Annotated in this window: 20 protein-coding genes; 3 read left to right on the forward strand and 17 right to left on the reverse strand. The window is 36.1% G+C overall.

All coding sequences use genetic code 11. The annotated features are described in order from the left end of the window. Positions 1–117: 117 nt before the first annotated feature. Entirely contained in the window at positions 118–969 is an 852-nt protein-coding gene (locus QK890_RS02125) for a helix-turn-helix domain-containing protein (protein WP_367627140.1), read from the reverse strand. Positions 970–1,393: 424 nt separating this feature from the next. On the opposite strand from QK890_RS02125, the gene QK890_RS02130 reads away from it, so the two are divergent. Beyond that, positions 1,394–1,948 carry a hypothetical protein gene (locus QK890_RS02130; protein WP_005777448.1) on the forward strand — a complete coding sequence of 185 codons (555 nt, stop codon included), beginning with the start codon at positions 1,394–1,396 and terminating at the stop codon, positions 1,946–1,948. A 22-nt stretch (positions 1,949–1,970) separates the two neighbouring features. Then, complete coding sequence (locus QK890_RS02135) at positions 1,971–2,516, forward strand: hypothetical protein (protein WP_032529927.1); 546 nt, start codon at positions 1,971–1,973, stop codon at positions 2,514–2,516. Here QK890_RS02135 and QK890_RS02140 read toward each other — a convergent pair. The 4 genes from QK890_RS02140 to QK890_RS02155 all read right to left on the reverse strand — a co-directional run bounded on the left by QK890_RS02140 (position 2,499) and on the right by QK890_RS02155 (position 4,810). Further along, entirely contained in the window at positions 2,499–2,987 is a 489-nt protein-coding gene (locus tag QK890_RS02140) for a hypothetical protein (RefSeq protein WP_367627141.1), read from the reverse strand. The two genes, QK890_RS02135 and QK890_RS02140, sit on opposite strands and share 18 nt — an antisense overlap. Before the next feature lie 6 nt (positions 2,988–2,993). Then, positions 2,994–3,527 (reverse strand): hypothetical protein, encoded by a 534-nt coding sequence (locus QK890_RS02145; protein ID WP_032529955.1) that lies wholly within the window; start codon positions 3,525–3,527, stop codon positions 2,994–2,996. A gap of 8 nt (positions 3,528–3,535) precedes the next feature. After that, a complete protein-coding gene (locus QK890_RS02150) occupies positions 3,536–4,180 on the reverse strand; it encodes a hypothetical protein (protein WP_367627142.1) in 645 nt (214 codons plus the stop codon). Positions 4,181–4,297: 117 nt separating this feature from the next. Beyond that, positions 4,298–4,810: a hypothetical protein gene (locus QK890_RS02155; RefSeq protein ID WP_032529924.1), complete on the reverse strand. Its 513-nt coding sequence runs from the start codon at positions 4,808–4,810 to the stop codon at positions 4,298–4,300. Positions 4,811–4,987: 177 nt separating this feature from the next. On the opposite strand from QK890_RS02155, the gene QK890_RS02160 reads away from it, so the two are divergent. Further along, positions 4,988–5,209 (forward strand): hypothetical protein, encoded by a 222-nt coding sequence (locus QK890_RS02160; RefSeq protein ID WP_234190828.1) that lies wholly within the window; start codon positions 4,988–4,990, stop codon positions 5,207–5,209. 180 nt (positions 5,210–5,389) lie between these two features. Here QK890_RS02160 and QK890_RS02165 read toward each other — a convergent pair whose 3' ends face one another. The 12 genes from QK890_RS02165 to QK890_RS02220 all read right to left on the reverse strand — a co-directional run bounded on the left by QK890_RS02165 (position 5,390) and on the right by QK890_RS02220 (position 12,387). Beyond that, on the reverse strand, positions 5,390–5,794 hold the full coding sequence (locus QK890_RS02165) for a hypothetical protein (protein WP_234190827.1): 405 nt from the start codon (positions 5,792–5,794) through the stop codon (positions 5,390–5,392). 93 nt (positions 5,795–5,887) lie between these two features. Then, a complete protein-coding gene (locus QK890_RS02170) occupies positions 5,888–6,355 on the reverse strand; it encodes a macro domain-containing protein (protein ID WP_032530570.1) in 468 nt (155 codons plus the stop codon). Between the two features lie 82 nt (positions 6,356–6,437). Beyond that, positions 6,438–7,202, reverse strand: a complete 765-nt coding sequence (locus QK890_RS02175; RefSeq protein ID WP_032530568.1) for a DUF4274 domain-containing protein — start codon at positions 7,200–7,202, stop codon at positions 6,438–6,440. Positions 7,203–7,282: 80 nt separating this feature from the next. Beyond that, the gene (locus QK890_RS02180) at positions 7,283–7,627 is read right to left on the reverse strand and encodes a hypothetical protein (RefSeq protein WP_032536038.1); all 345 of its coding nucleotides are present in this window, start codon (positions 7,625–7,627) and stop codon (positions 7,283–7,285) included. A gap of 45 nt (positions 7,628–7,672) precedes the next feature. Continuing rightward, positions 7,673–8,230 carry a hypothetical protein gene (locus QK890_RS02185; protein ID WP_367627143.1) on the reverse strand — a complete coding sequence of 186 codons (558 nt, stop codon included), beginning with the start codon at positions 8,228–8,230 and terminating at the stop codon, positions 7,673–7,675. Positions 8,231–8,279: 49 nt separating this feature from the next. Next, a complete protein-coding gene (locus QK890_RS02190; protein WP_234190826.1) occupies positions 8,280–8,648 on the reverse strand; it encodes a hypothetical protein in 369 nt (122 codons plus the stop codon). A gap of 78 nt (positions 8,649–8,726) precedes the next feature. Continuing rightward, positions 8,727–9,080, reverse strand: a complete 354-nt coding sequence (locus QK890_RS02195; RefSeq protein WP_032536036.1) for a hypothetical protein — start codon at positions 9,078–9,080, stop codon at positions 8,727–8,729. 44 nt (positions 9,081–9,124) lie between these two features. Next, complete coding sequence (locus QK890_RS02200; RefSeq protein ID WP_234190825.1) at positions 9,125–9,754, reverse strand: hypothetical protein; 630 nt, start codon at positions 9,752–9,754, stop codon at positions 9,125–9,127. A gap of 51 nt (positions 9,755–9,805) precedes the next feature. Beyond that, positions 9,806–10,261: a macro domain-containing protein gene (locus QK890_RS02205; RefSeq protein ID WP_234190824.1), complete on the reverse strand. Its 456-nt coding sequence runs from the start codon at positions 10,259–10,261 to the stop codon at positions 9,806–9,808. Positions 10,262–10,342: 81 nt separating this feature from the next. Beyond that, entirely contained in the window at positions 10,343–11,269 is a 927-nt protein-coding gene (locus QK890_RS02210) for a tetratricopeptide repeat protein (RefSeq protein ID WP_234190823.1), read from the reverse strand. 74 nt (positions 11,270–11,343) lie between these two features. Continuing rightward, entirely contained in the window at positions 11,344–11,805 is a 462-nt protein-coding gene (locus QK890_RS02215; RefSeq protein ID WP_234190822.1) for a hypothetical protein, read from the reverse strand. A gap of 75 nt (positions 11,806–11,880) precedes the next feature. Beyond that, positions 11,881–12,387, reverse strand: coding sequence for a hypothetical protein (locus tag QK890_RS02220; RefSeq protein ID WP_008643518.1), 507 nt, complete (start codon positions 12,385–12,387; stop codon positions 11,881–11,883). Between the last annotated feature and the right edge of the window lie 49 nt (positions 12,388–12,436).

Below are 12,436 nucleotides of genomic sequence, written 5' to 3' on the forward strand. Positions count from 1 at the left end.
CAGCATCTTACTCACAAAACGGTAAAACAGTTTTCGAGTAAAAAGTCCCTAAAGTAAGGTTATAACCCCATTGTTCAGGTACCAAGCCGTTCCTATATCCACGACATCCCACTATCTTTAATCAACGGACTTCTGTTCATCCATGAATCCTTCCCTTATTTTGGTGGGTGTAGCTTTGAGGTTACGCCTGCAAAAGTCCCAGAAATAGTTGCTCGACTCAAACCCGCAATCACCCGCAATCTCTTTCATGGGAAGGTTGGTATGGGTGAGCAGCGTTACTACACGCTTTGCTTTTTGCTCCATCATCCATTTGCGGGGAGCAGCCCCGAACTCCTCTTTGAAACGACGTTCAAAAGTATTCACCGCACATCCGCATTTCTCCGCCAATTCCGTAACGGTCTTTGCTGTAGGGAAGGCAGCCATCACTTTGTCACGAAAAGAATATTCTTTCAAGTGTGGCAAGTACTTTTCCGCCACTTGCAGATCCGCTTCGCTGAATACGGGAATATTCCCTTTTCGGTACTCCTTTACCCTATCACGGCGACAAGATAGCAGGTAGCCCGTTAGTTCGTTGTACAATCCGTTCAGGTGCGGATAATCCTCATTATCATTGATGGCAGCCTGCATCCGGCATAAGAACAATATCCCGTCATGGTCTTTCTTTTTGATATATACTTTCATTGTATCCAATAAATATCCCAAAGAATCGTTGTCGTTATGATAAGCAGCCAATATCAGGTAAGCCGGTTCTTCCTGTGTTTTTAATGAAGGGCAAGGGCAATGTTCCTTCAACAGTTTCACCAGACAGGGCATATTATCCTCGTCCCGGGACAATCTTTCCAATGCCATCCACGTTACCGGATTCTTCACATCCGTCTGCCACACAGCGACCTGTACCTTTTTCATCCACTCCTGTAACCCTGTTTGTCGAGCTTCATCCATCAAAATCTGACCCAAAGTTTTTCCCATACTTTCTATTTTAAATGGAAAAGTTATATGAACTTTATTTCATTCTGTTTAGCTGATCTTTTCCAACCGCATCCCATGTACTGGTTCTTATCGCCCTTTTTCTCATCTATATAACAGGGACAGCGGTTCCGGGCTACACATCTTATACGTCCAATAAACTGATTCCCCAAAATAAAACATGTCGTACTGCATTTTATTCAGTTGCTTTCATATTACTTTACTCTGCTTGTTATAAATGCCGTGCAGCCTGCTGTTTATTATTATCAAATATATGCGAAAGGTGTATAATACCAGTGCCCATCCTGTTTATTAACGTCAGTTTAACACGTTAAAGATAAAAACAAGCTCCGGTCATAATCTTTTCCCGATTGAAATTTGCCCTTTCCCTGCCATATCCGTAACTTTGTAAATCAAAGAATCCGATATGAATCAGGAATTATTAAAGCGCACGCTAAAGAACCGCCGCATAGAGCTGACGAATCAGGAGAAAAAGGATTACTATCCTAAAGAACCTCTTTTTATGCTTCTGTTTACTTCTGTCGCTTTACTGTTTTGCCTTCTGATGGCAAAGATTAAGGGTGAAACGATAGAACCGGAATCTGTATGGTTTGTCGTATTGTTTCCGGTTGTTTTCGCTGCGGTTGGTTACATTACCTATCGGAATAAGAAGAACACGCTCAAACTGCATTACATCAGTACGGCACTCACCCCCCAAGAGCAGCAAAAAGTCCTGATACGGCTGGCTAAGGAAAATCAGTGGAAAATAATATTGTGCAACAAACAGCAATTCGTAGCCGATGACATTTGTATGCGCTGGCGTGTGCGTATAACCGTCATTTTCGGGAATCCGCATATGGCTTACAATAGCCGATGCAATCCCACTCGCCGTTGGCACGCTTCCGGTGGCAGGAATTGTGATAACCGGGAAGCAATCCGTCAAGCTATCGAAAGAGAATGGACAACCAAAAACAAGAACTAAAAGGTACGGTATAAACAACAATATGATAGAGTACATGAACATTCCGGCTTTGGTCTGTGTCTCCCTGTTAGGTGCGGGAGCCCTTGCCATGATAGTAGGCTCGCTATTGAAAATGCAATGGGCTACGGAGGGGAAAAAGACTTCGCTATTCACTTATCTTTTATGCCTGATTGCAATGGCAGGTTCCGGCTGGACATGGTATGATAGCATACACAAAGCCCGCGCGTTGGCAGAAGGCAACCGATACACTTTAGCCACTTATGAAAAAGTGTCGGGTGTCATTAAAGGGGGGCACAAGGTACGCCAGTTCGGTTTTTATGTGGATGGGGTGAAATATAATACTATGACGACATACCCCAAATTCTTGGGTGTCAGCAATCCTTTGCGCATCATAGTGAGGTATGCCGTCAGCAACCCTGAATACAATAAGGCTTTCGGGGACGAGTTTGTCCCCACATGGGTACTGTCCCCACCGGAAAGAGGTTGGAAACAATACCCGCCTGCTATTCATTGGGAAGGTGCTGTGCTGGATTCTGTTTATATGCAATCATTACAGGGTAATAATTAATCCGATGACGGTAAGTGCCGTATATACGCAGTTGATATAAAATGCAGCCATCAACAGCCGGGGGATATATTCCGACTTCCTGAATAGAGAGGCAGGCTGGATGATTAGCAAAGTAAGAAAAAGAACAATGCTAAAACCGACCTGACTCATCAGCAACCATTGCGGATACTCCGTAATGACAGCCGCAGACCATGCTTGGAGCAAAGGAATTATATTTTGCAGAAATACGTGAGCCGCAAAATATCCCAAAGAAGAAACGGCTTCTTTCCTCTGCCGTAGAAGCACATTGATAGCATAAATGCCTATTCCGGCTTGTCCCAGCAGTATGGATAACTGGAAAAAGTCGAAAATCCAATAGATGGGATTGCTGGTAGTGCCATCGTTGGCAAAATAATCATAGAAACAGAGTGAGGACACGCAACTTATTGCGACCAATCCTGCATATATAAATGAAATGATTCTTATATTCATTGTCTTTTATTTTTTCAGATGCTTTTCCAATGCAATATACACTTCTTTCCTGTAACTGACAAAAATAGTTTTATCTGTTTGGGACGAATTTTTCTTTTTCCCGTCATAGTGCGGAATATTGGATAAAAACAGGCTATACGAGAAAATCATGTTCTCCTCTATTTTACGGGAAGGTTTGAATGACTTGGCAGGTATGTAAGAATAAATACCCTCTTTACAACGGTAGGGCTTATACATTTGCACAACTCCCCACGAGTTTATCTCATCCACCCGGATGCTTCTTTTCCCGAACAGGCTTCGTGCTTCTATTCTATCTTCGCAAAGCAAAATTTTACTGGGTAGTGCCCAACAGATTAACAGGATAGACAAAAATATGGGCAACAGGAAAATAAGGAGGATTTTATTCTCACTTAAATTGGCTACACATAAAAAGTAGATCATAAATGCACTGAATATACTGCATATGACAACTCCTGCCCAAACAAACTTATTTGTAGAGTAAATCCAGAATGTCTTTTTCCCGGAATCCTTATCTCTCATATCCAATTCTATTCTTTTATTCCCCATAAACTTTTGAAATATATCTCTTTATCCCAATCCTCAAATCCAATAACGACATGATAAACAGGAGAGCCTTCGGTATAATCCTTTCGGGCTTTCAACATCTCAATATCCTCTTTTACCGTTTCTTTACCGTATCTATTCACTTTAGCTGTAATGCACGTGACGAGCATGTTCAAATACTCTTGAGTATTTTGATCCGTTTCCTTTAAATTAGAGTCGCAATAGTCAATCACCTTCTCATAATTCAAGTTGGCAGACGCAGTATCTCCCGTAAAATCGGATATGATAGCCTTTAAAAACCAGTTCATCCAAAAAGCACCATATTTTACCTCTGCATCATCCAGTGTGGCAAGTGCCGTGTCAAACTTTCCCTGACAACACTGTATCTGGGATTTTTGCCCATAGAGTGTGTGATAGAACCACGACTTGTCATCATCAGATGTTTGCGACTGGTCTACAAGCACGATTGCCCCATCGATCAGTTCAATCGCTAAAGCCAGCGAATCCGGATTATTGCGGTTTGCTCCGGCAAGCTGTAATGCCCGTTCAACAGTTTTACCAGCCATGACTAACGGTTCATTCTGATCCGTCTTTTTGTTTTTTGAGTTGACACATGCAGTTGCTATCATTGCATGAATTATCAATATGAATAAGATTCTTCCTTTCATTCTCTATTTTGAGTTGTTTTTTTAATTGTTAGGGCAGCGCATCCGCTTGTTATTCCCATAGTAGTTCCCTTATGCCCTCTAAGGCACTATATCGTAAATGGTCTGATCGTTATTCTTGAAGATGGTTTGTTCAATCAATTTTCCAACATGAACGATGCTGTCAATATCCGCATTGACTTTCAGGCTTAGAACCGGAGCATATTTCACATGATCGTAATCAATGGGAGTGTTGTTATAGGTCGTTTCGATAATTGGGTAATTATGCTCTTTGGCAAACTGCTTCAATGTATCCAGATAGGGAAGCTGGTCTTTGCTCATGGCTTCAAAATCAATGTAGAACTTTCCGTTATCCTGCATGAAATAGATACAATCCACACCATTGGCACAGATACCCGTAAAATCATATTCCGTTCGTCCTGCCTGTACGTTTTTCAGCACGCCCGGCAACTTATCCATTGTAATCTGTGCGGCTACCGGAATATAAGGATTTATACTCTCACTCTGCGTAGCTCGCTTGTTTCCATATCCACATCCCAGTAAACTCAGAATAGAGGCAAGTATTCCCATCGTTATTATTTTAAAGTGTTTCATATTCAAATTACTTTTATGATTTCATCTATTTCATTGAAATAGACTGCAAATATACGTTATGTGCTTCAATCCTATACTCTGATTTTTATCATATATATTCTGATAACGTCTGGTGGCTAATCGACCATCAGGGCGATTCATCCGCTTGTTTTCTGTATTATTTTATTTCTAAACAATATGTATGACGCCAATAAACAAAGTAAAAATGGTATTGTAGTATCATACAAGCACATTGTTCCAGAAAATAAAATCATCAAAATAGGAATAAGAAAAAATGATAGGAAACTATACAGTATGCTGTTTCTAACTCTTGCAAAGCAGTTCAAGAACAAAGTGATTGCTCCGGTAGATAATGCCAAAATTCCCAAAATTGACCAAGCCAATGCCATGCCTCTATAAGAAGTATCCATACCTGGTACAGGTTTTATATTTTGAGTCCTTAGCCAAAGAATACCCGTGGTACACAATAGACTAATACATAATATTCCAAACCATATTTTCAATAAGAGTTTGATTATATAGTATTTCTGTTTCATTTTTCGTTTATTTATTATCAAGTTAATGTCCGGTGGCAGCATTTTAATTCGAGCTATCTTTCATCATTATTCGTAGTTGTTTTTGTGTAGGTAATGTTTTCCACCCTTTATCCGGCGCTTTTAGAGTAAACCAAGATGGTACGCTGTCTAATATAAGATGTCGGTCGGGGGCTTTGGCTAAGAATGTTACAAAGTAACGGGTTCCGATTAGAGTGTTTTTACTCTCGGCAAATGATATAAAAAAACTTCCTTCATATAAAGTCTTATTATATACAAACTCATATTTTGCACTTTGCCCTCTATAAGCAGAACCGTATTTAACAAGAGTTACGATAGAATATATACCATCCTTTCTTATATTGTTGTTTCTAATTGTTGAAACGCCATACAATAGAATGAATACTACAATTGGAACTATAAATTTTAAAATCTTAGTTTGACTAATCATATTTATTGCTATTCTATATACTTTCTTTTTTGTACTCTGTTGATAATGGGTTGCAGCTTGCCGCCGTTAGTCGGAACAGGTGCATGTTATAAGCTAAATTTCGTATTCAATCTTGTAATCTTCATATACATTGAATACCGTTTCACAATCAGATAAAATACTTTCAAGTAAAGGTTTGACTTCACTATTCCAATCCAACTTACCCAAACCAGCACCTATTTTCGGGAGCGACACAGTTTTGATACCTCTGCTTTCGCACACTTTTTTCAAGCGTTTCAAACCTTTATTCAGATAGGTAAGTTCCGCATGATACATATCGGGTTGTGTAGCGATGTAAATTATACCCGGAGAGAAACCTTTGATTTCTCCTATGAACACATCGCCAGCTTGAAACTTAGTGTTTCGTGTGTACTTCTTAAAGAGCTTTTGGATTTCAGGGAATTGACTTGACAGCTTAAAGGCAAGCCCAGTCCCTAATCCTTCTTGTGAGCCAATAGCTACACCTTGTGCTATGTACTCATCTTTACTCTGTAATATATCTCCCGAAATGTATTTTATCATATTGTTTCCGTTTTTCTGTTGCTTATAATGGTTTGTAAATAGCTGACCGTTAGGGCTGCTCATTCATATGTTATTGTCATTGTTATACAGGTTTCATCATTATTTCTGGAATTTTCCACACAGCTTTTAAATTATTCCGTTCATGTTTATATTCAATTATTTCGGGATAATTCTTTTGGTAGATTTCAGATATTAACTCATTGCGAATACTATCACTGACAATAGGTTCAAATCGCCAAAATAGCATAAAAGCTATACCTTTATCACACAATGGATGCCTTAAAACATGAAAGACTGTATCTATATTACCAAGAGTGGGAAGATAGCAAGCTATACCATATAAATCCATTGTTGAAGAACAAGAATCTATCTGTTTGTTCAGATATTCTCCAAACCAAGACCTTACTTCCGTTTCATCATAAATACTATATGGCTCTTCTCCGTTAACGTCTTTATACATGAAATCGGGAATAGTAAAAACATTGTATCTGTCATTTATCGGATTATAATGTATATCAGTTTTGAGATAAAATCCATTATTATAATTGGTGATGATTACTTTTATAAGCTGGAATACAGCTATATCTTCATATATTCGGGTGGTATTCCACTTATAAATAGTGAAGTCTTGAGGTTGTGCCTGCCAAAAAATCATTAAAGCAGTGGCTTCGCTACATATAGCTTGCTCCACAATCCAAACTAATATTGGTATGTGAATATCCCAATTCACCACATTTGCCAGATAGTGCAGTTCGTCAGGTTGTGTTAATATAGACAAACCGTTTAAGTCAATATCCGGATTCTCAACAATGCAGTCATCTATATATTGTTTTACTTCATCTTTCATATTTTATTCATATTGACAATAATATCCGATAGCGTTCCGCTTTTCAGTCGGTAATGCTGTTTGTTATCGCGATTATTATACTATAAAATCAATTTGCCTGTTACCTCTCGCATTTTATCACAATAATCTGAAATTTCATCTTTTATATCGTTGTAATTTATAATAGAACATAGGTCATTTGGCGCTAAATGCCAATAAAAGCAACATAGAATATATTCAAACCTATCAATTATACCAGCCGCTATTTTTTTGTAATATTCAGTTCTACCATTGCTTATGTAATAGTTTGCCATTTTATTAACATTAACGATAAGCAATTGAAACTTCTCTCTATCAAAAAAATTCTTCTCATGAAATTGGTATAAGAATGTTGTTTCAATATTAGCTTCAATTTCTTCTATCAATAATTTTTCTAATTCTTCCATTTTTATAATTTTATTTGTCGCGATAATGTTTGACAGCGTGCAGCCTTAGGCGGTTTGCTGTTTGTTATCAGTCTTTAACTTCATTGCTTTTAAAATTATTTCAAGTATCTCTATTGGTGCAGCATCGTTATCATTAAAAGCATCAGTTCTTATATTAAAACTTTTAGGTAAATTCAAATTTTTCTCTAATAAAGGAAAATAGTACACACAGTTTAAAGGAATCCAAAACCATGCTTTGACCCATTCTTTAGGATATGGCATATCTTCATAGAGTTCAGGATAAGGTTCATATTTAGGTTCACATATTCTTTGAATGATTTCAAATAATTCCTGTTCTAATAAAGGTGTTACAAGTGTTGGAGGCTCTGATAAACAAAATCGAAAAGCGAGTTCTTCTGTTCCATCACCTTCCCAATGTTCAAATAAATCATTTTCAGTAATATGTTTACCTATTAGTATTGAAAGCTGCTGAATAATTTCTACACACTTTTCCTTATCCTCAATATTGCAAGCATTGTCGTATTTATCAATCAAGTCCAATACTTGTGGATAAATTTGTTTGGCTTTAATAATATTACATTCTATTTCATCTCTTAATTTCATAATATTTTCAGTTAATTCCTGACTGCTAATGGGATTCAACTAACTGCGTTTAGCAGTTTAGGTGATTGTTATGTGCCTCATTGTCTTCTTCTATTTGCATAAGAAATATTTCCTGCAAATCTCCACTTATTATTTTACCATTCAAGGTTAATTCAAAAAATCCTTCTTGGTTGGCAAAAGATGATACGTTATCCAATTTGGCAAAAACATTAGATAATGTATCAGTCATGATTAAACGGACAAAAGATTTTAGCTCTTGCCGTTGTTTTTCATTCAAATGACTATATAATTCTTTGCTATCATTCCATCGCTCATCACCACCGCTCACCGGAAATGTATTTAGAGTGTTAAAATAGCGATTATATAAGTCATTCAATATTTCTCTTTTCAATGAATTAACAAATTCTGAATCATTCATATTTTTCCATTTTTAAGTTGCACATAATGTTTGGCAGCGTTCCGCTTTGTTCAGTCGGTTTGCTGTTTGTTAGCATCATCAGAAATCCATAAACGTATCATTTTCCATATAATAGTTCAACGCATCAATATAGTCATTAATTGATGCAGTTTCTTTTTGATCAAATACGGACATCAATACATCTTCAAATTGTTGCCCGTAATAAAATAAATCCAAAGACTTATCTCTTACAAAATCTGGATATACTTCCTCATCATTATCATCTATCGTAGGATATAGTTCCAAATAGCATAATTGATTTGGTTGGACTATACCCTCATTGGAGTATAAGCAATAGTTAGAGTCAGTGAAGCCATTATTAGCTATATTTTTAGAAACTATTTCGATAATTTCTTGTAAACGATATGGTTTTCTTAATTCTAATTCTTTCATAATTTCAATTTTATATGATGCTAATGTCCGGCGTAATCGACCTTTCAGGGACGATTTATCTGTTTGTTAGTGGCGTTATTATACCAAAATTTCATATACTCTTCTTTGACATTGACTTTATAGCTCTTAGTAGAGCTATCCTTTCTAATTATAAATCCATTATCTCGAATATATTTTTGTTCCTCGAAAGGAGCTGGATAAGAGAAGCTATTTATATAGTCAAAGTCTAAAGTTGATTTTATTCTTTTTAATTCAACGTCTTTTATGTTTTGATAGAGTAATGTTAATTGTGCGCAAAACATATCATAAACCAAATCTGCATATAACGATGGGCTAATATTCTCATTTATATACTCAGAACAAATGCCGATACAAATTTGCTTATGTGTTTTATTTATAGTTCTAAAATTAGATAGTGGACGAAAATAAGTACACTTCCTATTATAAGGGGAGTTAAAAGTCTCATAATTCCTTTTTTCATCATACAGTATGAACCATAAATTTATGTGATACATAAATTCATCCATTATAATTTGATATGATTTCAAACAATTAGCATATATATGATTCCAAATATATTCAGATATTTGAAATGAAACACGAGGACGATGTATCAAAGCATTGTACTCATTCATGTCTTGGTCTGTGATGTATCTTTCAATAATTACATTCATACTCTATATATATTATACTTTTCGCCACTAATGTTTTGCGGTTATCTGCCTCTATTCACTTTGATAAGTTTCAACTATATACAAATCAACATTCGGATAATCATTTGAAACTTTATCTAAAATAGCTTTTACATCATTCCATTTTAATCCGCCTAATCCAGCACCGATCGCAGGTAAAGCTATTGCCGTTACGTTATCACGATTGGCAAACTCAAGCATCTTTATCAATGCCTTTGCGATATACTCTATTTTAGCTCGTGTTCGCCACGTTGCTTGAGTTCCAAGATTATAAATATGTCCGTTGCCATAATTATAATCAAAGACGTCTCCAGGGCAAAACTTATCTTCTTTGCACAACTGTTTATATTCAATATACATATCAGGATATTTATCCTTGAACTGTACGGCAATGCCTTTACCCATAGCACCAGCGCAATTACACCCGTGTGCATAACTGCTCACACCCTCGATGCGGAATATGTCGCCTTTCTCTATATATCTAATCATTGTTTTTCTTTTTTATTGTTAATTTATTCTGGCAGATAATGTCCAGTGGCTAACCGACTTTAAGGACGGTTGAGCCGCTTGTTAAACGCTGCCCTTGAATACCTTTTTATACTTATCTCCAAATAAAAGTTGGAAACATCGTCCTTTAGATTTTTTATTGGCAATGGAGAAATACTCCTGTGCTTTTTCAAATACTCCATTTTCATAATATGCAATGGCTACATAATAATCCTTTTCTCCGCTATCAATTCGACCGGTAGATGCAAAATCAAAAGTATCATAAACTTTTGCCCAGTGTAGAGCCATATCAAATTGCTCCATTTTTAAATACGTTATAGTTAATGTATTCACAAGATGATAGCTGAACTCAGTAGTCATTTTGGGTTCCGGGAGCATACCCCAATAATGTTTGCTAATCTTTAAAACTTCGTCATACTCTTGTTTCCGGGAAAATGGTACGACTTTATTCAGCCATTGGTTTTCCTGATTATTCAATTCATCTGATGATTCCATACATGCAGGTTTAACATCGTTATCTGGTGAACTCTGTTTGATGATTATTTCCTGTTGAGTGTTCTTTTTCCGAATTTTCTTTAATTCAACGTTATTCGATAGCCACTGAAGATATTTAGATTCATGTTTGAATATCTTTTTTCCTTCAAGCATATAAGCACGCAACAGAAACTCTTTTGCCATTTCACTATCGTTCAGTTCTAAAGAGTTTTCCCCTATACGTAGTAGAATAAAAGGATTATCGACATCGCCATTGTTGTAACATTTTCTAAAACATTCTAAAGACGATTGATATTTTTGTTTGGAGAAATAAGCATCTCCAATAGAAACCATTATCCAAGTATAGGCTTCCCATTCTTCTTTAGGGGCAGGCAATAAGTTATAGGCTTGCTGGAAAAATGAAATGGCTTCATCATACCTTTCATTTTCCATTGCCTCATTTCCCTTTTCCGATAGGGATTCTATTTGGTTATACAAATTATCTTTCAATTCCATATTTTTATTATTGCGTTTAATGTCCGGCGGCTAACCAATCTTTATGGGAGGTTGAGCCGCTTGTTAGTTTCCAATTATCCTTCTAATACAGATTTATATTCTATTTGATTATTCTTTTTCATTATATAACAACACAAAACATGGTCTGAAAAATATTCAACATCACTACCAAGATAAACCATGACGTCAGGTTCATCTTCTAAATTTCCTATGCAAAATCCTATCTCAAAAGGATAAAAACTTTCCAAAAACTTTTCTTTTGATATAGGCAAAGTAATCTTAGAATCTTCAGCCCAAGTTTCAGCAGTCTGCAAATATCCTTCATCTATAATATTTTGAAGAACCAGGTTTCTGTCTTGATTAAATCGAATCAACCTATATTTTATTTCTTCTATAAAAGGGGAAATGTCATGATTTTCCGTATAAAAATAAATATCGGTTTGAAGCAAGACTTCTTCATCCCACATTTCTACGGTAATATTTTCATTCTTAATCGACCGATTGAAATGCTCTATCGTTATATCTTCAATTTTCATAATCAAATTCATTTAATGGAAACTAATGTTTGACAGCGTTCCGCTTATTCAGTCGGTTTGCTGTTTGTTATCGGTCTATTTCATTACACCTAAAATTTTTTCAAGTACTTCTTCCGGCTTATACCGCAAACTGTCAAATACAGTTTCTTGATATAGCATTTCACGAATAAGCGAAGGTTCTGATAATTCCATGTTTTTTTCCAATAACGGAACATAATAATCGTGTGACAGAACCCACCAAAGTTCATCTTCAGGAAAAGCCTTAACTTTATATTCGACATAATTCTTAGAATGTATTCTTTGTATGATTTCAAGAAGTTCGTCACACGATAATGGAATATGGAGTAATGGTGGAGTCCCTATTGAAAGCCTAAGAGCAACCATACAAATAGAGTCATCTTCCATATATTCAGAAAGAATATCTTTAGTAATAACTTTGTGAGTTAATTCAGAAATTTTCTTTATTATATTCAAACATTTATTGTCCTTTTCACTATCATACCCACGTAGTAACCTCGATATTTGCGGACATATTTTTTCTATTTGAATAATTTTAGGTTCTATTTCTTCTCGTAGTTTCATAAACTTTTTCTTTTTATTGTTTGACCGATAATGTCCGGCAGCGTTCCGC

This window comes from Bacteroides sp. NGMCC 1.200775 (assembly GCF_040798045.1).
GTDB classification, from domain to species: Bacteria; Bacteroidota; Bacteroidia; order Bacteroidales; family Bacteroidaceae; genus Bacteroides; species Bacteroides hominis.

Bases quoted from the DNA above. Each gene is read 5' to 3' on its own strand.
- QK890_RS02125 (WP_367627140.1), bottom strand. From the start codon at position 969: ATGGGAAAAACTTTGGGTCAGATTTTGATGGATGAAGCTCGACAAACA.
- QK890_RS02130 (WP_005777448.1), top strand. From the start codon at position 1,394: ATGAATCAGGAATTATTAAAGCGCACGCTAAAGAACCGCCGCATAGAG.
- QK890_RS02135 (WP_032529927.1), top strand. From the start codon at position 1,971: ATGATAGAGTACATGAACATTCCGGCTTTGGTCTGTGTCTCCCTGTTA.
- QK890_RS02140 (WP_367627141.1), bottom strand. From the start codon at position 2,987: ATGAATATAAGAATCATTTCATTTATATATGCAGGATTGGTCGCAATA.
- QK890_RS02145 (WP_032529955.1), bottom strand. From the start codon at position 3,527: ATGAGAGATAAGGATTCCGGGAAAAAGACATTCTGGATTTACTCTACA.
- QK890_RS02150 (WP_367627142.1), bottom strand. From the start codon at position 4,180: ATGATAGCAACTGCATGTGTCAACTCAAAAAACAAAAAGACGGATCAG.
- QK890_RS02155 (WP_032529924.1), bottom strand. From the start codon at position 4,810: ATGAAACACTTTAAAATAATAACGATGGGAATACTTGCCTCTATTCTG.
- QK890_RS02160 (WP_234190828.1), top strand. From the start codon at position 4,988: ATGTATGACGCCAATAAACAAAGTAAAAATGGTATTGTAGTATCATAC.
- QK890_RS02165 (WP_234190827.1), bottom strand. From the start codon at position 5,794: ATGATTAGTCAAACTAAGATTTTAAAATTTATAGTTCCAATTGTAGTA.
- QK890_RS02170 (WP_032530570.1), bottom strand. From the start codon at position 6,355: ATGATAAAATACATTTCGGGAGATATATTACAGAGTAAAGATGAGTAC.
- QK890_RS02175 (WP_032530568.1), bottom strand. From the start codon at position 7,202: ATGAAAGATGAAGTAAAACAATATATAGATGACTGCATTGTTGAGAAT.
- QK890_RS02180 (WP_032536038.1), bottom strand. From the start codon at position 7,627: ATGGAAGAATTAGAAAAATTATTGATAGAAGAAATTGAAGCTAATATT.
- QK890_RS02185 (WP_367627143.1), bottom strand. From the start codon at position 8,230: ATGAAATTAAGAGATGAAATAGAATGTAATATTATTAAAGCCAAACAA.
- QK890_RS02190 (WP_234190826.1), bottom strand. From the start codon at position 8,648: ATGAATGATTCAGAATTTGTTAATTCATTGAAAAGAGAAATATTGAAT.
- QK890_RS02195 (WP_032536036.1), bottom strand. From the start codon at position 9,080: ATGAAAGAATTAGAATTAAGAAAACCATATCGTTTACAAGAAATTATC.
- QK890_RS02200 (WP_234190825.1), bottom strand. From the start codon at position 9,754: ATGAATGTAATTATTGAAAGATACATCACAGACCAAGACATGAATGAG.
- QK890_RS02205 (WP_234190824.1), bottom strand. From the start codon at position 10,261: ATGATTAGATATATAGAGAAAGGCGACATATTCCGCATCGAGGGTGTG.
- QK890_RS02210 (WP_234190823.1), bottom strand. From the start codon at position 11,269: ATGGAATTGAAAGATAATTTGTATAACCAAATAGAATCCCTATCGGAA.
- QK890_RS02215 (WP_234190822.1), bottom strand. From the start codon at position 11,805: ATGAAAATTGAAGATATAACGATAGAGCATTTCAATCGGTCGATTAAG.
- QK890_RS02220 (WP_008643518.1), bottom strand. From the start codon at position 12,387: ATGAAACTACGAGAAGAAATAGAACCTAAAATTATTCAAATAGAAAAA.